The 23,487-nt window shown below is 57.3% G+C and carries 25 protein-coding genes; 9 read left to right on the top strand and 16 right to left on the bottom strand.

Annotated features, from left to right (window positions below; genetic code table 11):
* Positions 1 to 7: 7 nt before the first annotated feature.
* The 13 genes from murI to D5270_RS06840 form a co-directional block, all read right to left on the bottom strand.
* Positions 8 to 814, bottom strand: a complete 807-nt coding sequence (gene murI / locus D5270_RS06900) for a glutamate racemase (protein WP_166543401.1) — start codon at positions 812 to 814, stop codon at positions 8 to 10.
* Complete coding sequence (locus D5270_RS06895; RefSeq protein ID WP_166543400.1) at positions 807 to 1,883, bottom strand: D-alanine--D-alanine ligase family protein; 1,077 nt, start codon at positions 1,881 to 1,883, stop codon at positions 807 to 809. Before D5270_RS06895 ends, murI begins: the two co-directional genes overlap by 8 nt.
* 162 nt (positions 1,884 to 2,045) lie before the next feature.
* Positions 2,046 to 2,969 carry a hypothetical protein gene (locus D5270_RS06890; protein WP_166543399.1) on the bottom strand — a complete coding sequence of 308 codons (924 nt, stop codon included), beginning with the start codon at positions 2,967 to 2,969 and terminating at the stop codon, positions 2,046 to 2,048.
* A gap of 72 nt (positions 2,970 to 3,041) precedes the next feature.
* On the bottom strand, positions 3,042 to 4,784 hold the full coding sequence (locus tag D5270_RS06885) for an NADH-dependent [FeFe] hydrogenase, group A6 (RefSeq protein ID WP_166543398.1): 1,743 nt from the start codon (positions 4,782 to 4,784) through the stop codon (positions 3,042 to 3,044).
* Positions 4,785 to 4,799: 15 nt separating this feature from the next.
* Complete coding sequence (gene nuoF / locus D5270_RS06880) at positions 4,800 to 6,590, bottom strand: NADH-quinone oxidoreductase subunit NuoF (RefSeq protein ID WP_166543397.1); 1,791 nt, start codon at positions 6,588 to 6,590, stop codon at positions 4,800 to 4,802.
* Between the two features lie 30 nt (positions 6,591 to 6,620).
* Positions 6,621 to 7,001 (bottom strand): (2Fe-2S) ferredoxin domain-containing protein, encoded by a 381-nt coding sequence (locus tag D5270_RS06875; protein ID WP_161472290.1) that lies wholly within the window; start codon positions 6,999 to 7,001, stop codon positions 6,621 to 6,623.
* On the bottom strand, positions 6,998 to 7,588 hold the full coding sequence (locus tag D5270_RS06870; RefSeq protein ID WP_166543396.1) for an ATP-binding protein: 591 nt from the start codon (positions 7,586 to 7,588) through the stop codon (positions 6,998 to 7,000). Before D5270_RS06870 ends, D5270_RS06875 begins: the two co-directional genes overlap by 4 nt.
* 25 nt (positions 7,589 to 7,613) lie before the next feature.
* On the bottom strand, positions 7,614 to 8,111 hold the full coding sequence (gene nuoE, locus D5270_RS06865; protein ID WP_166543395.1) for an NADH-quinone oxidoreductase subunit NuoE: 498 nt from the start codon (positions 8,109 to 8,111) through the stop codon (positions 7,614 to 7,616).
* 165 nt (positions 8,112 to 8,276) lie between these two features.
* Positions 8,277 to 8,996 carry a PHP domain-containing protein gene (locus D5270_RS06860; RefSeq protein ID WP_166543394.1) on the bottom strand — a complete coding sequence of 240 codons (720 nt, stop codon included), beginning with the start codon at positions 8,994 to 8,996 and terminating at the stop codon, positions 8,277 to 8,279.
* On the bottom strand, positions 8,993 to 9,325 hold the full coding sequence (locus D5270_RS06855; protein WP_166543393.1) for a hypothetical protein: 333 nt from the start codon (positions 9,323 to 9,325) through the stop codon (positions 8,993 to 8,995). The genes D5270_RS06860 and D5270_RS06855 overlap by 4 nt, the downstream gene beginning before the upstream one ends.
* Complete coding sequence (locus D5270_RS06850) at positions 9,322 to 10,665, bottom strand: [Fe-Fe] hydrogenase large subunit C-terminal domain-containing protein (RefSeq protein WP_166543392.1); 1,344 nt, start codon at positions 10,663 to 10,665, stop codon at positions 9,322 to 9,324. Before D5270_RS06850 ends, D5270_RS06855 begins: the two co-directional genes overlap by 4 nt.
* Positions 10,666 to 10,671: 6 nt before the next feature.
* Positions 10,672 to 11,103, bottom strand: coding sequence for an ATP-binding protein (locus tag D5270_RS06845; RefSeq protein ID WP_161472285.1), 432 nt, complete (start codon positions 11,101 to 11,103; stop codon positions 10,672 to 10,674).
* On the bottom strand, positions 11,100 to 11,450 hold the full coding sequence (locus D5270_RS06840) for a DRTGG domain-containing protein (protein WP_166543391.1): 351 nt from the start codon (positions 11,448 to 11,450) through the stop codon (positions 11,100 to 11,102). Before D5270_RS06840 ends, D5270_RS06845 begins: the two co-directional genes overlap by 4 nt.
* A gap of 213 nt (positions 11,451 to 11,663) precedes the next feature.
* Between D5270_RS06840 and serC the strand changes: the two genes are divergently transcribed.
* The 5 genes from serC to D5270_RS06815 all read left to right on the top strand — a co-directional run bounded on the left by serC (position 11,664) and on the right by D5270_RS06815 (position 17,728).
* Entirely contained in the window at positions 11,664 to 12,749 is a 1,086-nt protein-coding gene (gene serC, locus D5270_RS06835; RefSeq protein WP_166543390.1) for a 3-phosphoserine/phosphohydroxythreonine transaminase, read from the top strand.
* Between the two features lie 421 nt (positions 12,750 to 13,170).
* On the top strand, positions 13,171 to 14,337 hold the full coding sequence (locus D5270_RS06830) for a phosphoglycerate dehydrogenase (protein WP_166543389.1): 1,167 nt from the start codon (positions 13,171 to 13,173) through the stop codon (positions 14,335 to 14,337).
* A 75-nt stretch (positions 14,338 to 14,412) separates the two neighbouring features.
* Positions 14,413 to 14,739, top strand: coding sequence for a nucleotide pyrophosphohydrolase (locus D5270_RS06825; protein WP_166543388.1), 327 nt, complete (start codon positions 14,413 to 14,415; stop codon positions 14,737 to 14,739).
* 115 nt (positions 14,740 to 14,854) lie between these two features.
* On the top strand, positions 14,855 to 15,148 hold the full coding sequence (locus D5270_RS06820) for a metal-sensing transcriptional repressor (RefSeq protein ID WP_166543387.1): 294 nt from the start codon (positions 14,855 to 14,857) through the stop codon (positions 15,146 to 15,148).
* A gap of 45 nt (positions 15,149 to 15,193) precedes the next feature.
* Complete coding sequence (locus D5270_RS06815) at positions 15,194 to 17,728, top strand: heavy metal translocating P-type ATPase (RefSeq protein ID WP_166543386.1); 2,535 nt, start codon at positions 15,194 to 15,196, stop codon at positions 17,726 to 17,728.
* Between the two features lie 152 nt (positions 17,729 to 17,880).
* Here D5270_RS06815 and D5270_RS06810 read toward each other — a convergent pair whose 3' ends face one another.
* Complete coding sequence (locus tag D5270_RS06810; protein WP_243150242.1) at positions 17,881 to 18,684, bottom strand: hypothetical protein; 804 nt, start codon at positions 18,682 to 18,684, stop codon at positions 17,881 to 17,883.
* Positions 18,685 to 18,863: 179 nt separating this feature from the next.
* On the opposite strand from D5270_RS06810, the gene D5270_RS06805 reads away from it, so the two are divergent.
* Together D5270_RS06805 and D5270_RS06800 are read left to right on the top strand one after the other, a co-directional pair.
* Positions 18,864 to 19,295, top strand: a complete 432-nt coding sequence (locus D5270_RS06805) for a MarR family transcriptional regulator (protein ID WP_166543385.1) — start codon at positions 18,864 to 18,866, stop codon at positions 19,293 to 19,295.
* Between the two features lie 38 nt (positions 19,296 to 19,333).
* A complete protein-coding gene (locus D5270_RS06800; protein ID WP_166543384.1) occupies positions 19,334 to 19,948 on the top strand; it encodes a flavin reductase family protein in 615 nt (204 codons plus the stop codon).
* Here the strand turns inward: D5270_RS06800 and D5270_RS06795 are convergent.
* A complete protein-coding gene (locus D5270_RS06795) occupies positions 19,917 to 20,771 on the bottom strand; it encodes an HAD-IIB family hydrolase (protein ID WP_166543383.1) in 855 nt (284 codons plus the stop codon). The genes D5270_RS06800 and D5270_RS06795 overlap by 32 nt on opposite strands.
* Before the next feature lie 2 nt (positions 20,772 to 20,773).
* On the bottom strand, positions 20,774 to 21,961 hold the full coding sequence (locus tag D5270_RS06790) for an aldose epimerase family protein (protein ID WP_166543382.1): 1,188 nt from the start codon (positions 21,959 to 21,961) through the stop codon (positions 20,774 to 20,776).
* A 127-nt stretch (positions 21,962 to 22,088) separates the two neighbouring features.
* On the opposite strand from D5270_RS06790, the gene dtd reads away from it, so the two are divergent.
* Both dtd and D5270_RS06780 read left to right on the top strand, forming a co-directional pair.
* Positions 22,089 to 22,547, top strand: coding sequence for a D-aminoacyl-tRNA deacylase (dtd, locus tag D5270_RS06785; RefSeq protein WP_166543381.1), 459 nt, complete (start codon positions 22,089 to 22,091; stop codon positions 22,545 to 22,547).
* Positions 22,544 to 23,431, top strand: a complete 888-nt coding sequence (locus tag D5270_RS06780; protein ID WP_166543380.1) for an acyltransferase domain-containing protein — start codon at positions 22,544 to 22,546, stop codon at positions 23,429 to 23,431. The genes dtd and D5270_RS06780 overlap by 4 nt, the downstream gene beginning before the upstream one ends.
* Positions 23,432 to 23,487: the final 56 nt, after the last annotated feature.

Raw genomic sequence — 23,487 nt, 5'->3', positions numbered from 1 at the left:
TCGGATGTCAGTCAAAGGTTATGTCCACCCGGATACCCTCCACGCTATGGCCCAAAAACAGCTGTGCCACAGTGGAGAAGTTCTCCGGCGCGTCAGTTACATAGAACTCCGCGCTCCTCTCCTCCTCGGGGGCGCAGAGCCCCCCGGTCTCCTCCAGCGCCGCTGCAAGGGCATTTGCAGCCTCCTTGCCGCTGTTTATAAGCGTGACCCCCGGCCCCATAACATGCCCGATGGCCTCGCTGAGCAGCGGGTAATGGGTACAGCCCAGTATCACCGTATCCACCCCGGCCTCGCGCACCGGCTCCAGATACCGCTCCACCACTATCCGCACCAGCTCATCCTCCGGCGAAATAAATCCGTTCTCCGTCAGCGGCACAAACAGCGGGCAGGCCTGGGGGAATACCTCTATGCCCTTATCTATTTGTTGTATCACATGGGCATACGACCCGCTATGGATAGTGGCGCTTGTACCAAGCACCCCTATCCTCCTGTTCCTTGTTGCCATCACAGCAGCCCGGGCCGTGGGAGCCACCACATCAAAATACGGCACAGGCAGCCTTGCACCTATATCCGCGGCAGTAGAGCTCACCGTCCCGCAGGCCGCCAGCACTGCCTTCACCCCATGCCCCAGCAGGAAGTCCATGTCCTGCCTGGCATAGCGCCGCACCACCTCCCGGCTCCTGGAGCCGTATGGCACCCGCCCGGTGTCGCCGAAATACACCAGGCTCTCCTTTGGCAGCACCTTCTCCAGCTCCTTCACCGCGGTCAGCCCGCCCAGCCCCGAGTCGAAGACCCCGATAGGCCGGTTATCCATTCCGGGCCTCCTCCAGCCCCAGCTCTATGAGCCTGTCAAGGAGCTGGGAGTAGCTGAGCCCCCCGTGCATCCACAGCTTCGGGTACATGCTGATAGAGGTAAAGCCGGGCAGGGTGTTTATCTCGTTGAGCACCACCTGCCGGTCCTTATGGGTCACAAAGAAATCCACCCGCGCAAGGCCGGAACAGCCCAAAAGCCTGTAGACCTTCACCGCCGTCTCCCGCACCTTTTCAGCCACATCCTCAGGAAGCCGCGCCGGGATATACAGCTGGCTGGTGCCGTTCACGTACTTGTCGTCATAGTCGTAGAACTGGGCCGAAGCGCCAATCTCACCCACACATGAGGCCTCTGCCCCGGGCCTTGTGCCCAGCACAGCTACCTCCACCTCCTGGCCGTCTATCCCCTGCTCCACTATAACCTTACCGTCCTCAAGGGAGGCCTTCTCAATGGCGGCGGGCAGGTCCTCATGCCTCTCCACCTTGCTTACCCCCACCGACGAGCCGGCATTGGCTGGCTTCACAAAGATTGGGAAGTCCAGCCGGGCCTGTATCTTGTTGAGCACCACCTCCGGCGCGGCACGATAGCGGTCGGCATAAAACCAAAGGTAGTGTGCCTGATTTATGTCTGTATTAGACAGGAGCGTATGCGTTATGGCCTTATCCATACATACTGCGGAGCTTGTAACATGGCATCCCACATATGGTACTCCCGCCATCTGGAATAGCCCCTGTATAGAGCCGTCCTCACCGTTTTTGCCGTGAAGGGCCGGGAACACGCAGTCTATATGTACCGTGCGCGGGCCGCCCTCGCCAAGGGTCACCAGGCCGTGGACAGTAGGGTCCGGGGCCAGAAAAGCCGGGACAGACTCATTAAGCCATCTCCCATCCCCCAGGCCCTCCACCGGGCCGTCATACAGGAGCCACTGACCCTCCTTAGTAATCCCCACCTGATGTATATCGTACTTCTCCCTATCCAGATTCTCAATTATAGACGCCGCAGACATCAGCGACACCTCGTGCTCCGAGGACTTCCCGCCGAAAATCACGGCCAGTTGAAGCTTGTTGCTCATGGGTATCAACTCATTTCAGAAATTTTCGATAGTGTTATAATTAAGAGGCATTTCACCTCTTTTAAGTGCGTTTACAGTATTATACTATAGAAACTCGGATTTCGCAACCATTCCCACAAAAAAAGAGCGCCGGTCTATAGACCGGCACCCCTGGCAAAGCTGTCAGTTGAGGACAGGCAGAGAGAAATCCAGCCTGCCAAACCTTCTTAAGATATTCATGTCCCGGGTTATAAAGTGGGCCCCCCAATAGTAATTCCCCACAGTCTGCTCCGGGAGGCACCACCGCTTGCCCTCCGGGTGCGGGGTGCTTTTTTCATAGGTCTCCAGGTCCTCGGGGGAGGCAAACTGAAATTCACCTGTGTCCACCAGCCTGTCAACTATTGTGTCCAGATTCAGCTCCACTGTACGCCTGCACTCCGGGTAATAGCTGCTTTCCGGCGAGCCCACAAAATATACCGGCAGCGGCAGCCATGAGGCCCAGGTGTCGGGGTCATAGGACTTTATATCCATGGCCTCAGGGTCATAGTCCGGGTAGCCCTCAAGGAGCACCTGGCTGCAGTCCTTATACCTGTCCCTCAGTCCCGCCGCCTTTTTGTAAATATCACTGCCCTGCTCCCCATATCTGAGAATAAAGTCAGAAAGGCGCTTTGTCACCCCGATATCAGCCTCCGTAGCCTTCCCCGGGTCGAAATGAAACCACGGCATATGTGCATAGTCGTTATTGCCGGGTATGCCCTGCATACCCACCCAGCCGGACTCAAGCATATACACGCCGGACTCCAGATACTTCATTATCCCGGCTATAATAGAACCCCCTGCTCCACCGGCAGGATCCTCCACAATATCCAGATAGTCAAGGGCAATACACACTGTATATGGGGATGAATTGGGGTTCCAGTTATTGCACTCAATATTGTGCCCAAAGCCGCCGTCCTCATTTTGATAGCCTGACAGTACCCTTAGAAAATCATCACCGCTGCCGCTTTCAAAGAGATATTTCCACATGGCATAGTCAAGGGGCCTTGCGTTTCGGTAGACAAGCCTTCTCAGCCTGAAGAACTCCTCAAGAGATATTTTCTTTGTCAACTTTTGCCCTTCTCAAAATACAGGACAGGCGGCCTGACATCTCGGCCGCCTGTATAAGTTATTTTATTACTCTTAGAACTTGTTCCCGCGCTTCACATAGGTGGTGTGCAGTATCTCGTGGGCCTTATGGCTGCCGGGCTCGCCCAGGAACTCCTCATAGCACTTCTTCACCACGGGGTTATCGTGGGACTTGCGCAGAGGCATGTTTGCGTCCTGGTCGTAGAGGGCCTTTGCCCTGAGCGCCTTGATGTCGTTATATGCCCAGTCATTGGCACTGCGCACAGGCTGACCGCCGCCGTTGACACATCCGCCGGGGCAACACATAATCTCGATGAACTGGTAGTCAGCTTCACCGGCCTTGACCTTCTTCAGTATCTCGTTGGCATTCTTCAGGCCACTGACAACAGCCACCTTCACATCCATGCCGGCAACATTGTACACGGCCTCCTTAATGCCCTGGGTACCGCGAATCTCCTTATACTCTACGGACTCCTGGCTCTCGCCGGTGAGCACGTCGGCAGCGGTCCTAAGGGCCGCCTCCATAACGCCGCCGGTAGCGCCGAAGATAACCGCAGCGCCGGTGGACTCGCCCATAGCCTCGTCAAACTTCTCGTCGGGCAGGGCGTTAAAGTTCAGCTGTGCCTTCTTGATAAGGCGGGCCAGCTCGCGGGTGGTAAGGCTTATGTCCACGTCGGGCATACCTGCCGCGTTCTCATCGTCCCTCTGAATCTCGAACTTCTTCGCCACACAGGGCATGACGGAGACGGAGACTATCTTCTGGGGGTCAATGCCCTCCTTCTCGGCGTACCAGGTCTTTATCAGGGCGCCGGTCATGTTCTGGGGGGACTTGCAGCTGGACAGATGGTCGATAAGGTCGGGATAGTAGTGCTCGCAGAACTTAATCCAGCCCGGTGAGCAGGAGGTTATCATGGGCAGCACGCCGCCGTTCTTGACCCTGCCGATGAACTCGTGGGCCTCCTCCATAATAGTCATGTCCGCGCCGAAGTCGGTGTCGAACACCTTGTCAAAGCCCAGCCTTCTGAGAGCCGCAGCCATCTTACCCTCGACATTGGTGCCGATGGGTAGGCCGAACTCCTCGCCCAATGCCGCGCGCACGGCGGGGGCGGTCTGGACTATCACTATCTTCTCGGGGTCGTTGATGGCCTCGATTACATCGTGGGTATTGTCGTGCTCAGTCAGCGCGCCGGTGGGGCAGCTTACAATGCACTGTCCGCAGGCTACGCAGGCCACGTTATTCAGGGGCTGCTCAAAGGCACAGCCTATCTCTGTGTCGAAGCCGCGGTTATTCGCGCCGATAACTGAAACATGCTGGTTCTGGCAGGCCGCCACACACCTGCGGCAGAGCACGCACTTGGCGTTGTTGCGCTCCAGGTAAGGTGTGGTAAGGTCCTTATTGCCCGCGGGCAGCGCACCCTCAAAGCGGCTGTCCTCCTCAATGCCCATGTCCGCGCAGAGCTTCTGCAGCTCGCAGTTGCCGCTGCGCTCGCAGGTCAGGCACTTGCGCTCGTGGACACTGAGCAGCAGCTCCAGGGTCATCTTCCTGGACTCCTGGACCTTGGGGGAATTGGTGAACACCTCCATGCCCTCGTTCACCGGGTACACACAGGCGGCGCAGAGGGAGCGGGCCCCCTTTACCTCCACCATGCACATACGGCAGGCGCCTATCTGGTTGATATCCTTCAGGTAGCACAGCGTGGGGATGTCCACCCCGGCATAGCGGGCGGCTTCAAGGATTGTTGAATCCTTCGGCACCTGATAGTCCACGCCGTTTATCTTTACGTTGACCATATCCATATTCGGTGTTCCTCCTTATTTCTTCACGACGGCCTGGAACTTGCACTTCTCCATACACACGCCGCACTTGATGCACTTGCTGGTATCAATCACATGAGGCTCCTTGACCTTGCCGGAGATAGCCCCAACAGGGCAGTTACGGGCGCAGAGGGTGCAGCCCTTGCACTTTTCGGCCTCGATATGGAAGTTGGTCAGAGCCTTGCAGGCCCCGGCAGGGCAGCGGTGCTCGGTGACATGGGCCACATACTCGTCCCGGAAATACTTCAGGGTGGAGAGCACCGGGTTGGGGGCAGTCTGGCCCAGGCCGCACAGGGAGTTCTCCTTGATGTAGTAGCAGAGCTCCTCCAGCTTGTCTATGTCCTCCATAGTGCCCTTGCCGGAGGTTATCTTGTCCAGTATCTCCAAAAGGCGTTTTGTACCCACACGGCAGGGGGTGCACTTGCCGCAGCTCTCGTCAACGGTGAACTCCAGGAAGAACTTGGCGATATCCACCATACAGGTGGTCTCGTCCATAACTATCAGTCCGCCGGAGCCCATCATGGAGCCTATGGCTATAAGGTTGTCGTAGTCGATGGGAGTGTCGATAAGGGAGGCCGGGATACAGCCGCCGGAGGGGCCGCCGGTCTGGGCAGCCTTGAAGGTGTGCCCGCCGGGTACTCCGCCGCCGATGTCCTCAACTACTTCGCGGAGGGTAGTGCCCATGGGCACCTCAACGAGGCCGGTATTAGTAATCTTGCCGCCCAGAGCGAAGACCTTGGTGCCCGGGGACTTCTCGGTGCCGATGGACTTGAACCAGTCCGCGCCCTTTAAGATAATCTGGGGGATATTGGCGTAGGTCTCCACGTTGTTGAGCACGGTGGGCTTTCCGAACAGGCCCTTTAAGGCCGGGAAGGGAGGCCGCACCCTGGGCTCGCCGCGCTTGCCCTCGATGGAGGTCATAAGCGCTGTCTCCTCGCCGCACACAAATGCGCCCGCGCCCAGGCGGATGTCTATATCAAAGTCAAAGCCGGAATCGAAGATATTCTTGCCCAAGAGCCCGTACTCCCTGGCCTGGTTAATGGCTATCTGCAGGCGCTTCACGGCGATGGGGTACTCGGCGCGGATGTAGATATAGCCTTGGGAAGCGCCGATGGCGTAGCCTGCTATTGCCATGGCCTCCAGCACGCTGTGGGGGTCGCCCTCCAAAACAGAGCGGTCCATGAACGCGCCCGGGTCGCCCTCGTCGGCGTTGCAGCAGGCGTACTTCTGGTCGGCCTGGTTTGCCGCCGCAAACTTCCACTTGAGGCCCGTGGGGAAGCCCGCGCCGCCGCGCCCGCGAAGGCCGGAGGCCAGCATGGTATCTATTACCTGCTGGGGGGTCATCTCGGTGAGCACCTTGCCAAGGGCCGCGTAGCCGTCCTGGGCGATGTACTCGTCGATGAGCTCGGGGTTTATAACGCCGCAGTTGCGAAGGGCTATGCGCATCTGCTTTGCATAGAAGGTGGTCTCATTAAGGGACTTGGTGGTGTTCTCGTCCACCACGGTCTCCTGATACAGGAGCCTTGTGACGATACGGCCCTTCAAAAGGTGCTCGGAAACTATCTCCGGCACATCCTCAACGGTGACGCGGCTATAGAACGCGCCCTCGGGATAGACCACCATGATGGGGCCAAGCGCGCACAGGCCAAAGCAGCCGGTGCGGATTACGTTTACTTCCTTGTCCAGGCCCTGGGCCTTTATCTCCTCGTTGAGCTTATCAATAATCAGCTCGCTGTTTGAGGAGGTGCAGCCGGTGCCGCCGCAAACCAGCACATTGGATCGAAACATAGTTGAAACCTCCAATTATAATGATATCTCTTACTTCGCGCCGATTGCGTTGGCGCCGATGGTATACTCTGTAACCACGTTGCCGTTGACCAGGTGGTCGTTGACAACGCGCACGGCCTTCTCGGCGGTCATCTTAACATAGGTGACCTTCTCCTTGCCGGGGGTGATTATCTCCACCACAGGCTCGTACTGGCAGATGCCTATGCAGCCGGTCTGGGTCACCATGGTGTCCCTGAGGCCGCGCTTGTTCACTTCCTCAACAAAGGCGTTGAGCACGGGGCGGGCTCCGGCGGCGATTCCGCAGGTTGCCATGCCCACCAGCACCCGGGTCTCTGCCTCGGCGTTCTCGCGGATATTAACGGCGGCCCGGGCCTTGTCCCGGATAGCCTGAAGTTCTGCTAAGGATTTCATATATCTCTTGCTCCTTCCTGAGTGTCTTTAGTCAAAAGCTCGCTTGTGTTCTCACTGAGATAGTCGTTCACCCACTGGGTAACGTCCGGCAGGTTCAGCGGCACGTCCTCCCCAAGGACCGTCCTAAGCTCCCTGGTGTCAAGGGCAAACTCCCTGCGCTCCTCCCCCCGGGGCCTATAGCCCCTGGTATAGAGGAAGTCAAGGTCCGGGTTCATCATCACCAGCATGCTTATGGTGCCGTTGATGTCCCCCAGGGGTATCATGTCAACGCTTGAGGGCTTAAACACGGCGGTGGTAGTAGTACCCACGCCTACAGTGGACTCTATGGAAAACCGCCCGCCGGTCATCTCCGCCTCCATCTTGAAAAGCGGCACCCCAAGCCCGACGCTCCGGGTAGTCCGGGTGGTAAAAAATGGGTCCGTAACATGCTCCACCTGCTCCGGGGTCATCCCCCGGCCGTTATCGCCAATGGAGATGCTGAGCTCGTCTAAGTCCTCGTCCTCCTCCACGGTGACGGTGATAAGGCTTGCCCCCGCAGAGATGGAGTTCTGGGCGATGTCCATTACGTTTAGTGAAAGCTCACGCATAGTGAAAACCTTCCTGTTTTAAAGTCTACTCCGCATACTTCTCAAGGATGCCGTCCACGTCCTCAGGGGCCAGGCGGCCGTAGACGTCCTCGTTTATCATCATAACCGGGGCCAGGCCGCATGCGCCTATGCAGCGGCAGGCGGTGAGTGAGAAGAGCCCGTCCTCGGTGCACTCCTCGGGCTGGATATGCAGCTTCTCAACTATCCTGTCCAGCACCTTGTCCGAGCCCTTAACATAGCAGGCCGTGCCAAGGCAGACGGAGATGTGGTTGCGCCCCTTGGGGGTAAGGCTGAACTGTGAGTAGAACGTGGAAACGCCGTAGACCTCCTCCAGGGAGACCCCCAGTCCGTCGGCAATCTTTTTCTGCACCTCCATGGGCAGGTAGCCGTAGATGTCCTGGGCCTGGTGCAGCGCGGGCATGACAGCCCCCGCCTGGCCCTGCAGGCTGGCTATGACCTCCTCAAGCTTCTGGGCCTGCTCGGGGGTGTCGTGGAAGGGCAGAGTGCTGATACGTTTTTGCATAAATCGACCATCTTCCTTTCTTCTTACATCGTAAGTTAAATATATCAAATCAAACAGGGTTTATAATTCCAAAAAAGAATTAAAAGCAAAAGAACAACAATTTCCAACAAATTTCACTTGAAGACCTGGTTATAGTTACCAAAATATCGATATATTCTATCGATATCATTTTCCTGATAGTAGTCTGAGCACCGCCCCCACGGATTTCTCCGGCAGCTCTATACTGTGCGGCACAGAGGTCGCCAGCGTATCCAGGTAGTGGCTGTCAGAGTCCCGCACTATCCCCATGGAGCGCAGCTCCGGGTACATCCCCGCCACCTCTGCTAAATCCGCCTCCCTGGTGACCTCCGCGAAGGTATACCCTCCCTCCGGCGGTATGCTTCCAAGGGCCGCGGTGAGGCTGTACGAGTCCCTGTCCACGTGGGCAGGGAAAGCTGTGCCGCCGTATTTCTCACAGAGGGCCTTCACCTCGTCCGCGCCGATGTACGAGGCCACCAGCAGCAAATCGTCAAGAGTCCCAATAAGCCCGTCGTTTTTGTCCAGAATCCTCTGCTCCCCGAAAATCTCCGGCTTATTTTTTATATGGGGCATATTATCATATATGTACCTGTCGAACTCCATAGCACCCTCTAAGGTCTCAAAAAGGCAGACAATATGCGCCTCCTCGCTGGTGCACAGCTCCATGCCCGGGATAGCGGTAATCCCCGCCTCCTCAGCCGCCTTTAACACCGCCGGGGCGTTCCTGCAGGTGTTATGGTCGGTAATGGCAATTATCTCAAGGCCCGAGATTGCCGCCATGCCCACAATATTATTGGGGGTCATATCGTTGTCGCCGCAGGGGGACAGGCAGGAGTGTATATGGAAGTCGTAGGAATATGCGCTCATTTCAGCAGGCCGTGGACCTGCACGGCGGTGTCATACAGGTTTGGCCCGCAGCCGTACACCGGTATGCCCTGCATATCGGCCCGGTTTTTGGCGTCGGCGTCCAGGGCCGAATCCTCACAGAGCACTATGCAGCTGGTGTCCGCCAGGGCCGCCACCGCTATGGCGTTTAGATTCCCCATCACCGTCAGCCAGACATTCCCCGCCTGGGCCCGGCCCATTACCCAGCTGAGAAGGTCTCCCACATAGCAGCCGTCTGCCTCATTGTCCTGGCCGTCCTCACCGGCCAGAAGCTTCCAGCCGAGAGCCCCGGCCATCTCTTTGACCGTCATTTTCCATCCTCCTCACCGTCGTTATTCCCGTCTCCTGGGTGCCAGCCAAGGCCCCCCTCAAGCTGGGATATAGTGCTCGCCACCTTCTGCATCTGCTTGCGGTAGACGAACACACAGTCAGTTTTCTTGCACGCGCCCTTTACCACGTCCTCGGCAAAGGCCCGGCAGGTAGGCGCGCCGCAGGCCCCGCAGTCCAGCCCCGGCAGCTCCTCCTCGATATTGTCTATCTCCACCATCATCCGCATGGCCTCGCCCAAATCCGAGGAGAGGGTCATGACGTTGGAAAACTCCAGCTCGCCCTCCCACTCCATTTCAGTGGGCACAGGCCCGCCCGCCAAATGGTTCTGGCTCACCGGCAGGTATTTCCTCAGGCGCTGTATCCTCGCTTTGGCAACATAGGGGTTTTCAACACAGAGCACCCCTCCCACACAGCCTCCTGCGCAGGCGTTGAGCTCGATGAAGTCCAGGTCCCCTATGCGCTCGTCCTCGACCTCCTCCAGCACCCTTATCACATTCTCTATGCCGTCGGCCGCCAGATATTTCTCGTTGAGCAGGGCCGCCGACTCACCGCCGCTGGTGCTCCAGCCCACCCCGATAATGCCGGAGTTAGCTATGGGCTCTATGCACTCCAGGTGGTCCATCTTATGTGAGAGCTGGGGAAATGCCTCGCTTATGGCTATGGCTCCGTCAACACAGGATTTCTCCATGCCCAGGGGCATTTTTATGTCCGTGACCTTCGCGGGACAGGGTGTTATAAAGAAACAGCCTATCTGCTCCTCAGGGAGCCCGGTCTTCTCCACGGCCTCCCTTTTTGCCATCCCCGCCGCTGTCTCCATAGGCGACTTTAAAGGCAGCACATGGTCGCATAAGTCAGGGAACCTGACCCTTATAAGCCTTACCACCGCCGGGCAGGCCGAGCTTATCACAGGCCTTGGCAGGTTGGCCCCCGTCTCAGCATTGTACATCATCTTCCGGGTGGCCTCGCTCACCAGCTCCGCGGCTCTCGAGACCTCGTATACCTGGTCAAATCCCATCTGCTTGAGCCCCGTGAGCACATAGTCTATGTCGTCCAGATTGTTGAACTGCCCATAAAGTGCCGGGGCGGGCAGGGCTATCTTATAGGTAAATTTATCCAGCTCGTCCAGGTGGGTGTACCTGGCCCTTTTCGCGTGGTGAGGGCAGATACGTATGCACTCGCCGCAGTCTATGCAGCGCTCCGAGGCAATAAAGGCCTTGCCGTTTCGTATGCGTATGGCCTCAGTCGGGCAGCGCTTCACGCAGTTGGTGCAGCCCACGCATTTGTCCTCATGCAGCGTGACCGAGTGAAAGAACTCCTTCACCGGGTTTCACCCCTTTCTTCCGGGAATCACCGTCATCTTAACCGTAGTGCCGACGCCCACCGTTGAATCAATGGTCATCCCGTCGGTATATTTCTTCATATTCGGCAGGCCCATCCCCGCGCCGAAGCCCAGGGCCCGCACGTTGTCAGGGGCCGTGGACCAGCCCGCCTGCATAGCCTGCTCCACGTCGGGGATACCCGGGCCCTGGTCTATAAGGGCTATGTCCACCCTGTCCGGGTCCACGTCCACCACGGCCTCCCCGCCGCCGCCATGTATCACAAGGTTTATCTCCCCTTCATACATTGCAATAGCGACCCTGCGTATGGCGTCCGGCTCATAGCCCAGCTTTTTCAGCTTGTGCTTCACGTCCCCGGAGGCCTCTCCCGCCCGGGTAAAGTCGTCGCCGGGCACCTGGTACTCAAGATGCAGCATACTCATGATATGTCACAGCCTCCTCTCAGACCGTTTTCAAACAACAGCCCGCAGGCGGTGAACATGCGGTAGGGTGAGCTTAAAACCGTCATATCCTTCATCTCCGCCAAATCCAGCACCTGCTGGTTTACCGGCTTGCCCCTTACGAACACGATGCAGTGCATATCCATCATCTCCGCCGTGCGCACCACCTGGGGGTTCATAAGCCCTGTCAGCAGCACCGACTGGTCCTTGACAAAGGCCAGCACGTCGCTCATCATGTCGCTGCCGCAGGCCGTTTTCACCTCCTGATTAAGGTCCCCCTCCACCAGTATCTGGCATTTAAGTATGTCTACGATGTCTTTTACCTGCATAGTTTTACCTCCTAATATTCACTTAGGGTCTGTATCCAACATTATATCATAAATTTATCATGAGGGCAAACATTTTATGAAATTCGCCGCATTTTTCCTACAAAATGAATTGGCCGCCGTTTTTTCTTGCATTTTGGCTCCCCAAACGCTATAATAATGAAAAGCATACTTTTTATTATATTAGTCTGATGAAATATTAGGAGGTAAGAAACCATGTCAAGAGTCTACAATTTTTCCGCCGGACCCTCCATGTTGCCGGTGCCGGTCCTGGAGAAAGCCGCCGGCGAGCTGCTTGAGTACGGCTCCACGGGCCAGTCGGTAATGGAGATGTCCCACCGCTCCGCCGCCTTCGAGCCCATTATAGCCGAGGCTCAGGCCCTTCTGCGGGAAGTCATGTGCATACCCGACAACTATAAGGTGCTGTTTTTGCAGGGCGGTGCCTCCAGCCAGTTTGCAGCCGTGCCCATGAACCTGATGGTAAAAAACCGCAAGGCAGACTACGTCCTCTCCGGCCAGTTCTCCACCAAGGCCTATAAAGAGGCCTGCAATTACGGCGACTGCAAGGTCGTGGCCTCCTCAAAGGACGATACCTTCAGCCATATCCCCGCCATCGACAAAAACGAGCTGCGCCCCGACGCCGACTACCTGCATATCTGCATGAACAATACCATATACGGCACCTTCTGGCATGAGCTCCCCGACACCGGCAGCGTGCCCCTTGTGGCGGATATCTCCTCCTGTATCCTAAGCCGTCCGATTGACATAACCAGGTTTGGTTTACTATATGCCGGCGCCCAGAAGAATGTGGCCCCCGCCGGGCTCACCATCGTCATAGTCCGCGAGGACCTTATAGGCTCCACCCTCCCCGGCACCCCCACCATGTTCGACTATAAGGTCATGGCAGACAACGACTCCATGTACAACACCCCTCCCTGCTGGCCCATCTACATGTGCAAGCTGGTGCTGGAGTGGATAAAGAACGACATAGGCGGCCTCCAGAAAATGCAGGAGCGCAACGAGAAAAAAGCCCAGGTCCTCTACGATTTCCTGGACAATTCCAAGCTTTTCAAGCCCTGCGCCCGGAAGGACAGCCGCTCCATCATGAACGTGACCTTCGTCACCGGCGACAAGGACCTTGACGCAAAGTTCGTAAAAGAGGCCGCAGCCGCAGGCTTTGTAAACCTAAAGGGACACCGCAGCGTAGGCGGTATGCGCGCCTCCATCTATAACGCCATGCCCCCCGAGGGCGTGGATAAGCTGGTGGCCTTTATGAGGGAGTTTGAGAGCAGCAACGGCTGATTCTCCTTTACAAACTTATTGACATAATTTGGGTTATACTGCAAAATAGAAGCGCCCCCCAACGAGGGGGCGGCGCTGAACACAAATGGATTATTCCAGTAGAACGGCGGACGGTTGGCCGACAAGTACGTGCCCGGACATATGCGAGACCCTGTCGCAAATCCACACGGAAAGGAGGCCGCGCTTATGAGTGCTTATGAAGCATTGATAGCTATGGTGATGGTACTTCACATCATCGTGGATTTACTCATTGCCCTGCACACAAAAAAGTAACCGCCCCCGGCCAAGGAACGCGGTTACTTACCAGATAAAGGCCAACCGTTCGAATCCTTAATCCGTTCAGCGCCTCTTTATGTTTATATTATACCACGTTTCACATTTATGTCAATAGCCCTCCAACAATTTTGAAAGGATGATTCCCATGTATAAAATACTCTGCCTGAACAAAATAAGCCCCACCGGCACAAAGCGCTTTGGTGAGAGCTACACCTTCTCCCCGGAGATGAAGGACCCAGACGGCATACTGGTGCGCTCCGCTTCTATGCACGATATGGAGCTGCCCGAGAGCCTTCTGGCTATAGCAAGGGCCGGGGCCGGAACTAATAATATACCCGCCGGGGACTGCGCCAAAAAGGGTATCGCGGTGTTCAACACACCCGGCGCCAACGCCAACGCCGTGAAGGAGCTGGTGCTCTGCGCGCTGTTTATGAGCTCCCGGAAGATACCCGCCGCTATGGACTGGGTGAAGATCCTCAAGGGCCAGGGCGCCGAGGTCTCAAAGCTGGTGGAGAAGGGCAAGGGGCAGTTTGCCGGGCCTGAGATACAGGGCAAGGCCCTCGGCGTAGTGGGTCTTGGGGCCATCGGCATTTTAGTCGCCAACGCCGCCCACTCCCTAGGCATGGAGGTCTACGGCTACGACCCTTTCCTATCAGTAGACGCCGCCTGGAGGCTCTCCCGCTCGGTGCACCGCTCCATGTCTCTGGACGAGATATACCAGAACTGCGACTATATCACCCTGCACCTGCCTGCCACCGCCGAGACCAAGGGCATGATAGACTCCCATACCCTCAATAAGATGAGGGACGGTGTGCGGCTGCTGAACTTTGCCAGGGGCGAGCTGGTGGACTCCCCCTCCCTGCTGTCGGCGCTGCAGTCCGGCAAGTGCGCCGCCTACGCCACGGACTTCCCCTCTGACGAAATGCTCTGCACCGAGAACGTGATACCCCTGCCCCATCTCGGAGCCTCCACCCCCGAGAGCGAGGACAACTGCGCTCAGATGGCTGTGGACCAGATAAAGGAGTATATTGAAAACGGCAATATTATAAACTCTGTAAACCTGCCAAACCTTTCCATGGCTCGGGAGCCCGGCACCAGGCGTATCTGCGTGATACACAGGAACGTCCCCGGGGCCATTGCCGACTTCACCAGCGTCTGCGGCAGGGCCGGCATAAACATTGAGAACATGCAGAGCAAGTCCCGCGGCGACTACGCCTACACCGTCCTGGATGTGACCGGCGGCGACGTCTCCCCTGCCGTCCGGGAGCTCTCCACCCTTGAGGCCAACATCCGCGTGCGGGTAATCGATTAGTTGACAACCTTCGCCCCCGGTGATATACTTTACCCATATTTATTTTTATTTTGAAATAGTATAGGAGTGGGTGAGTTGGCAAATTTCGGCTTTGATGATATGCAGGCTATCCAGAAGGAGCTGCAGGAAAAATACTATGACCAGTGGGGCGGGCTGTACCCGGAGAAGGCCGTGCGGATGCTGCTGTGGATGTTCTGTGAGGCGGGAGAGGCCGCCGATGTGATGAAGAAGACCCCCACTGAGAAACTGCTGGCAGATACCCCGGAACGCAGGCACTTTATCGAGGAGATGTGCGACGTGATGATGTATTTTAACGATGTGCTGCTGTGCTATAACATCACTCCCCAGGAGCTGGAGAAGGTCTACCGGGAGAAGCATGAGAGGAATATGAAGCGGTGGTGAGCCGCAGCCGGGGCATGGCTTCTGCCCCGGCTTTTTTTACTCTTGACAAATACCCCTCCCTGGTATATAATAAATATACCCCCTGTGGGTATACTGCAAAAAGGAGGCCTCAATCATGTGCGAGGAATGCCATAAGACCAGGGAGCGCTCCGACGACGAATACAAGCGCCTGATAAACCGGCTGAGCCGTATTGAGGGACAGGTGCGGGGTATCCGGGGAATGCTCGAAAAGGACGCGTACTGCATTGACGTCCTGGCCCAGGTGGCAGCGGTAGGGGCGGCTCTGAACGCCTTCTCAAGGGAGCTCCTGTCCCAGCACCTGCGCACCTGCGTTGCAGAGGATCTGCGGCGCGGTGACGACAGCACCGTGGATGAGCTCACCGCCGCGCTGCAAAAGCTGATGAGATAGCCGGCAAACACACTTATATATTATTTAGATTAGAAAGGAGCTACTATGAACCAATACAATGTCACCGGCATGACCTGCGCGGCGTGCAGCGCCAGAGTCGAAAAGGCCGTGGGCAAGCTTCCGGGCGTAACCAGCTGCTCGGTGAGCCTGCTCACAAACTCCATGGGCGTGGAGGGCAGCGCCTCCCCCGGGGAGATAATAGCCGCAGTGGAATCCGCCGGGTACGGCGCAACTGAAAAGGGTCAGGCCAATGCCGCCGCCCGGGAGAGCTCCGTAAGCGAAGACAGCCTGAAGGACACCCAGACCCCCCTTCTCAAAAAGCGCCTCTTCTGGTCCATGGGCTTCCTCATAGTCCTTATGTACTTCTCCATGGGCCATATGATGTGGGGCTGGCCCCTCCCCGGGGCTCTCGCCGGCAACCATATTGCCGTGGGCCTGATACAGCTGTTATTGACAGGGATAATCATGGTAATAAACCAGCGCTTCTTTATCAGCGGCTTCAAAAGCCTCTGGCACCGGTCGCCAAATATGGACACCCTGGTGGCCCTGGGCGCGGCGGCGGCCTTTGTCTACAGCACCTACGCCCTGTTCGCCATGACCGGCGCACAGCTCCGCGGGGACAGCGCCGCCGTGATGGACTACATGATGGAGCTCTATTTTGAGTCGGCGGGCATGATACTTGCCCTCATAACCCTGGGCAAATTACTGGAGGCCCGCTCCAAGGGCCGCACCACCGACGCCCTGAAAAGCCTGATGAAGCTGGCCCCCAAGACCGCCGCCTTAATCCGCGACGGCAAGGAGGTCCAGGTGCCCATCGAGCAGGTCATGCCCGGGGACGCCTTCGCCGTGCGCCCCGGTGAGAGCGTACCGGTGGACGGCATTGTGCTGGAGGGCACAGCGGCAGTGGACGAGAGCGCCCTAACTGGCGAGAGCGTCCCTGTGGACAAAGGCCCCGGGGACCCGGTTTCCGCCGCAACCCTCAACAAATCCGGCTACCTGAAATGTCAGGCCACCCGGGTGGGCCAGGACACAACCCTCAGCCAGATAATCCAGATGGTAAGCGACGCGGCGGCTACCAAAGCCCCAATCGCCAAGGTAGCCGACAAGGTATCGGGCATTTTCGTGCCCACTGTAATTGCCCTTGCCATTGTTACCACCGCCGTATGGCTTATCCTGGGCAGCGGAGCCGGTTTTGCCCTTGCCAGGGGTATCTCCGTGCTGGTGATAAGCTGCCCCTGCGCTTTGGGGCTCGCTACCCCGGTGGCAATAATGGTGGGCAGCGGCCTGGGGGCCAAGAATGGCATACTGTTTAAAACAGCCGTCTCCCTTGAGGCCGCCGGGCGCACTGATATTGTCGTGCTGGATAAGACCGGCACCATCACCTCCGGCGAGCCCAAGGTCACCGACGTTATACCTGCCGGCAGTACCTCCGGGCCGGAGCTGCTCACTATAGCCGCCGCCCTTGAAAATCCGTCACAGCACCCCCTGGGCGCCGCCATAGTACAGGAGGCCCTGTCAAAAGATATCCCCCTACAGCCGGTGGAGGGCTTCACCGCCATACACGGCCGCGGGGTACGCGCCGAGCTTAACGGCGGCACATATATCGCCGGCAACCGCCCAATGCTTGAGGAGAGTGGCATAGCCATTGGCACCCTGGATAGTGAAGCCCTAAGGCTCTCCGGCGAGGGAAAAACCCCCATGTTCTTTGCAAGCGAGACCAATAAGCAGGTGCTGGGGCTGATAGCCGTAGCTGATACCGTGAAGGAAGACAGCCCCGAAGCCATAAGGGAAATGCAGGCCATGGGCCTGCGGGTGGTAATGCTAACCGGCGACAACCAGCGCACCGCCCAGGCTATCGGCTCCCAGGCCGGGGTTGACGAGGTAATCGCCGGGGTGCTTCCCGACGGTAAGGAGGCCGTTATCAGACAGCTGAAAACCCAGGGCAAGGTCGCCATGGTTGGCGACGGAATAAACGACGCCCCCGCCCTCACCCGTGCCGACACCGGCATAGCCATAGGAGCCGGCACCGACGTTGCCCTGGACGCCGCTGATGTGGTGCTGATGAAAAGCTCCCTTAAAGATGTGCCCGCAGCCCTGCGCCTGAGCCGCGCGACCCTGGTGAACATCCACCAAAACCTGTTCTGGGCCTTCTTCTATAACACCATCGGCATTCCCCTCGCCATGGGCCTGCTCATCCCCCTCGGCCTCACCCTGAACCCCATGTTTGGCGCTGCGGCCATGAGCCTGTCCAGCTTCTGCGTGGTGAGCAACGCCCTCAGGCTCAACCTTTTCAAGCTCTACGACCCAAGGCACGACCACCGCTTTAAAAAGCGTGTTAAAAATAATACTATCACAAAGGAGACAAAAGCTATGACTAAGACCATGAAAATCGAAGGCATGATGTGCGGACACTGCGAGGCCCGGGTAAAAAAGGCCCTGGAAGCCCTGGCCCAGGTGGAGAGCGCCGACGTGAGCCACGAATCCGGCACAGCGGCGGTGACCCTCAGCGGGAATATAAGCGACAGCGAGCTGAAGGCCGCTGTTGAGGCCCAGGACTATAAGGTGCTGGGGATAGAGTAAGTTCGGTCCTCAATACCCTAACTGAAAAAGAATAATCCTGCTCCAAAAGGCCACTGTGTACCACCATATGGAGCATGACGCAAGAAAAATCAAACCAGCAAAATCCCCCCGGAAGCCCCAAACCTCCGGGGGGATTTCCTATTCAGCATCCCCTAATGTTTCTCACAACCGCAGTCACCCAGTTCCCCGGCTCTCGGCGGGAAAAACTCACCCATAGGGAAGTCGATACGCCTAAAGAGCTCGCAGGGGTTGTCGCTGGTGGACACACACTCCTTATCCGGCACGCAGAAATCACAGGCCGGTATCATCATCGGCACGCTGCGCACTATCTGCACGATGGTAAATAGGCCTATGGTCACGTACACATTGTTGCGCTGTGGGGCCGAGTCGAACTCCCCGCCGTACCTCTGGCAGATACTGTCAGGTATCCGGCAGTAGGGCTCGCAGGTGCAGGGCCTGTCGCAGAGCTTCGCCGACAGGGCTATGGGCTCAGCCACCTGTACCGTGGCCTTTGGCAGCGCCCTCGCGTCGTCCACCGGCGCGTATTCATCCGTGCACGCTCCCGAGGAGAACACCTTCACATTCCCCTCGCTCCCGTAGAGCACCACCTTCTTGTTGAACACCGCCACACCATTCACCGGCACCGGGCAGGCGGCAGGCCCGCCGAACAGTTCCACGCAAACATCAAAGAAGTAGGTCATATCCACCGAGTAAAAGCCCTTATTAAACGGTATGGGCTGCAGGTCGATATACACGGTGATAACGCTCACGTCCTTGATTCGCACGTTGGTAGCGCTATCTATCATCGGCTGCCGGGCGGTGGGGAACAGCACTCGTATGTCCTCGACACAGTCCTTATCACCGCATGAGTCATATATCCTCATAGCGTCGATACAGACCGCTTCCTTAAAGCAATCCCTGCCCTCAACCTCAGGGAAGCCTTCCATTTCTGGCATGATATCTCCTCCTTTTGAGTTCTACCTTATACTATGCCCGAAGCCGTTATGTGTGCGCGGTACTTGCATGGGACGCCGCTCTGGTATATAATCATTACAGGAATACTTAGCAAAAAAGTTCTATATAGTACTTGACAAGATTAGTTTTATATAGTACTATATCTTTGAAAGGAGGACTTATGGAGACCAGGACAGGTTTTCTCATAACCCAGATAAAGCAGCTCCAGGGGCGGGTGTTCCAGCGGCTGCTCACGGAGAGCGGCGTGGAGGAGTTCAACGGCCCACAGGGGCGCATTCTCTATGTGCTCTGGCAGGAAGACGGCGTGCCCATCGCCAGGCTGGTCCAGCAGACGGGCCTTGCAAAGAGCACCCTCACAGCAATGCTGGCCCGGATGGAGTCGGCGTCGCTCATAACCCGCGGCCCCGGCGAAAGCGACGGCAGACAGGTCATCATCAAGCTCACCCCCAGGGCCCGGGGGCTCCGGCAGAAGTATGACCAGGTCTCCCAGCAGATGAACAGCCTGTTTTATGATGGCATGACCCAGGAGGACGCCTGCACACTTGACGCCCTTTTAGACCGCATTCTGGCAAACCTGCAAAAGCTTCTGTAAAGTCCACCTGCTTTACATTTAGGAAGGAGATAATTACAATGGCAAAGATAAAAGGTGAGATAAGCAATGATTTCTGCCCCCAGGCCCTCTACCTCTACGGCAACTACGAAGAGGACGGCACACCCCATTTCGGCCTTTTCTGCTGGTACGGCTGGTGCTGGCTGGGCGAGGGCAACGGAAAATTGGGTGTAATGGCCTGCATCGGCGAGGAAAAACGCACAAAGGACCTTATCCGCAGGACCGGCATGTTCTCGGCTAACCTGGTAAACGAGCCCCTGCTCCCCCTGGCCGACTACTACGGCTGTGTCAGCGGCCGGGACGTCCCGGACAAGATGAAGCGCCTTCCCACTGTTGAGCGCGGGCAGGCGCTGGATGTGCCCACCATAGCCGAGAGCCCGGTGAGCCTTGAGTTAAAGGTTGTAAAGGAGGAGTCCTTGTCAAAGGGGCGGCTCGGCCCGGAATGTTCCGAAAGCACACTGTTCCTCTGTGAGGTGGTCAATGTTACCATCGACGAGAGGCTGACGGACAAGTCCCTGCCGGTTATTGAGCGCATGAAGCTCTCCCAGCCTGTCAGCTCTATGGCTGAGGAGGCCTATGTAAACTTCTTTGGGCAGGAGCTTGCTAAATGGGGTGAGCCGATGAAGTCACTGTAAAGCCAAACACTTTACATACAGCCTCTGCAAGCCCGCTATCATCGTGCGCGGCGGTAACAAGTGTTGCCGCCGCTTTAGCGTCCTCGCTGCCGTCCTTCATAGCCGCAGACACCCCGGCAGCCTCCAGCATTGTCACATCGTTGCCGTTATCCCCCAGGGCCATCACCTGCTCCATGGGGATATCCAGCATCCGGCAGAGCTCCCTCAGGGCCCCGCCCTTATTGGCAGCTGCGCTGTTTATCTCTATATTATCCGGCACAGAAGACGTGAGGCGTATACCATCTATTCTGGACAGCCTTTTCCATATCTCCCCGCGCACCCGCTTCGGCAGGTATGGCAGGTTTATTTTCTCCGGGCAGAGCCCCGTCTCCACCAGCATCCGCCCGAAGTCGTCTGTAAAGGTATAGCCTTTACTGTCCACAAAGGTCCACTTCACCTCAGGCATACCGTAATGTGTCCGGGACTTCTCCGGCATCCCCGTCTTCGTAATGGCCTCGCCGCCGGTATAGTACTCTATGTACACATCGTAGCTGTCCAAAATATTTTGCACGTCTATGGCAGTTTCGTTATCTATCAGATTTTCTATAATATGCTCATTATTAGCCATATCGTACACCACTCCCCCATTTGAGGTTATGATATACCTGACCGGCAACTCAGTTATACAGTGGGGTATAAATCCCCGCATACGGCCCGTGGCGGGCACAAGTACAGCCCCCCTCCTGTGTGCCTCCAGCAGGGCCTCCCGGTTCCTCTCCGGCAGCACGGCGTTTTTCAGCAGCGTGGTGCCGTCCAAATCAAAGGCCAGCAGCCTTATATCCATCCCTACTCCTCCACCCGGCGCATCACACCATCCACAGAGGTATAGCGGCGCTTTTTGTTTATCTCCATCTTCTTCCTGACCTCTGCGTCCAAATCATAGCCAAGTATCTCGCTGAGCCCCAGCAGATATATGGCAACATCCGCCAGTTCCTGCCCCAGCCCCTCGTCCTTAGTGCGCCAGGCAGCATGGGCCTCGGAGAGCTCGCCGTATAGGTAGCAGAACTCCAGATTCACGTCTGTCACATTAAAGCCGTGGTCCAGCTTGTTCCTGTACACATCCTTCTGCAGCTGCTTCCAGCTCACGTTCTTATCCATCCCCAGAAAGCGCACCGTAAAGCTGTGCTCAGCCTCACGGCCCGGAGCCAGCTGTGCCATGCCCTTCTTCTCAACGAACTCGTCGCCCTCTGTAGTCAGGGTCGCGCAGCCTGTCCAGGGCTCCAGGCACACATAGGGCCCGTCGTTCACCGCTGACCAGATACCCAGCATGGGGAAGCCTGTAAAATCCATCTCCACCCCTCTGCCGGACTTTTTGTTCACCACCCGCACCGAGTTGGATTTCAGCCCCTCAAACACCAGGGCGTCCTGATAGAAAAGGGAGTGCTGTAAAGGTATCTCCTTTCCATCCAGCCGGAAGGCCTTCTTATCCCCGTGTATTAGCCCGGTCTCCAAATCTATCGCCGGACATTCCTGGCGCTCCTGCTCCGGGAACTGTATGGTGTAATCCTCAAACCGGGCGTCCTCCCCCATCGGCAGGTTAAACCCCGGGTGCCCGCCCACAGAGTAGGGCAGCGGCAGGCTTCCGGTATTGCGCACAGTAAACCGCGTGGTAATCCCCTCACTGCTCAGCTCATATGTAACGGCAAACTCAAAGTCAAAGGGGTACTCCTTCCTGGTCTCGTCACTAGCGCTGAGGGCCAGCGACAAATACCCCTCCCCCTGCTCCTCCAGGGCAAACTCCATATTCTTGGCAAAGCCGTGGCGGGACATCTCGTACCACCTGCCGTCTATGCGGGTGCGCCCATCCCTCAGCGCGCCCACAATGGGGAACAGCACCGGCGCGTGCTCACGCCAGTACCCCGGGTCCCCGACCCATAAGAGTTCAAAACCATCTGTCCCCTTCAACGACACAAGCTGCGCCCCCAGGCTGTCCACCTTTGCCGTAAAGACTCCGTTGCTAATCTCGTAAATCATGCTGCCGCCCCTTTCGCGGAAGATTTTCCTACATTATAACAAAATGCCTCTGAATATGCAACCTTGCCCTTTACCTTTTCCAAAATATATGCTAAACTATAGCAAGAACACTCCGGAGGTATAAAATATGCGTGCAGTAATCCAGCGGGCCCTGTCCGCTTCAGTCACAATAAACGGCGGCGAGACCCGCTCCATCGGCCCGGGCCTTGCCGTATTCCTGGGCGTTGTGAAGGGCGACGCCCAGCCTGAGGCCCGCCAGCTTGCAGACAAGCTTGCAGGCCTGCGCATTTTCTCCGATTCAGAGGATAAGATGAACCTCTCCCTCTCCGACACCGGCGGACAGGTGCTCCTTATCCCCAACTTCACCCTGGGCACCGACTGCAAAAAGGGCCGCAGGCCCTCCTTCGACCTGGCCGCCCCGCCCGCTGCGGCCCGTGAGCTGTTCCTCTATTTTGCGGACTATCTCTCCGGCCTGGGCGTGCCAGTAGTCACAGGGGAGTTTGGCGCGGATATGCGGGTGCCTGTGGAAAACGACGGACCTGTCACCATCATTCTCGATACTGAAAAATTAGGAGGCACAAAATGAACAAGGATTTTTTGCAGCTGCTAATGGAGCGCACAGGCTTCCCCGACGAGGCCAAGACCGCCTATATGGAGGCCGCCGGCAGGCTGGACCCCGGGGCTGTGGACGGCGCAATCAGTTTTTTCTATGAAAACGACTTTGACATTGCCCAGCTCACCCCTCTAATCGAGGACATTGCCGAAACCTCCGGCGTAAGCGTACATACTGTCTGGGGCCTTTTCCTGGCCTTTGCCGCTGAGCGCGCCCGGGGTGACTATCTCGCCCAGGGTATCAGCGAGGAGGTCTTCTTCGCCACCTTCAGCGACCTGCGGTACAAGGCCATTGAGTGTATGCATAATAAGGGTGTTTACGGCACCTTCGTTCAGTTCTGGTACCCCATCTTCTACCGCTGCGACATCGTGAAGCTCGGCAGGCTGGAGTACGAGACCATCACCTACGACCATCCCGCCCGGGAGGTTGCCGGAGTCACCCTGCGCCCGGGGCAGAAAATTGCAAACATCCATATCCCCTCCAGCGGCGAGCCCTTCGACCTCAATGCCCGCCTCCAGTCCTATAAACTGGCCTACGACTTCTTTAAAGACCTGCGGCAGGGCGGTCCCTTAGTCTGTATCTGTCACTCCTGGCTGCTCTACCCCGAGTACCGCAAGGTGCTCTCCGACGCCTCAAACATCATCGGCTTCCAGGACGATTTCACTATCCTGGAGATAGATGACGGCGCCTTCGACGACGCCTGGCGGGTCTTCGGTCCCGCCGCCGACGGCCCCACCGCTCAGCTTCCCGAGGACACCAGTATGCAGCGCGCCTTTAAAAAGCACCTGCTGACCGGAGGAAAGAACGGCAGCGCCCTTGGGGTGCTGGTGTTTGACGGAGAGCGTCTCTTAAAGTAACGGCTCCAACAGCTTGGGCCCCCGGAAGAATTTTCCGGAGGCCCTTTTTGTTTCTT

It is taken from the genome of Acutalibacter sp. 1XD8-36 (assembly GCF_009917525.1).
In the GTDB taxonomy this organism is placed as follows: domain Bacteria; phylum Bacillota; class Clostridia; order Oscillospirales; family Acutalibacteraceae; genus Acutalibacter.
The sequence above is the reverse complement of the archived record's forward strand: the minus strand, read 5'-3'. Positions and strand labels throughout refer to the sequence as shown.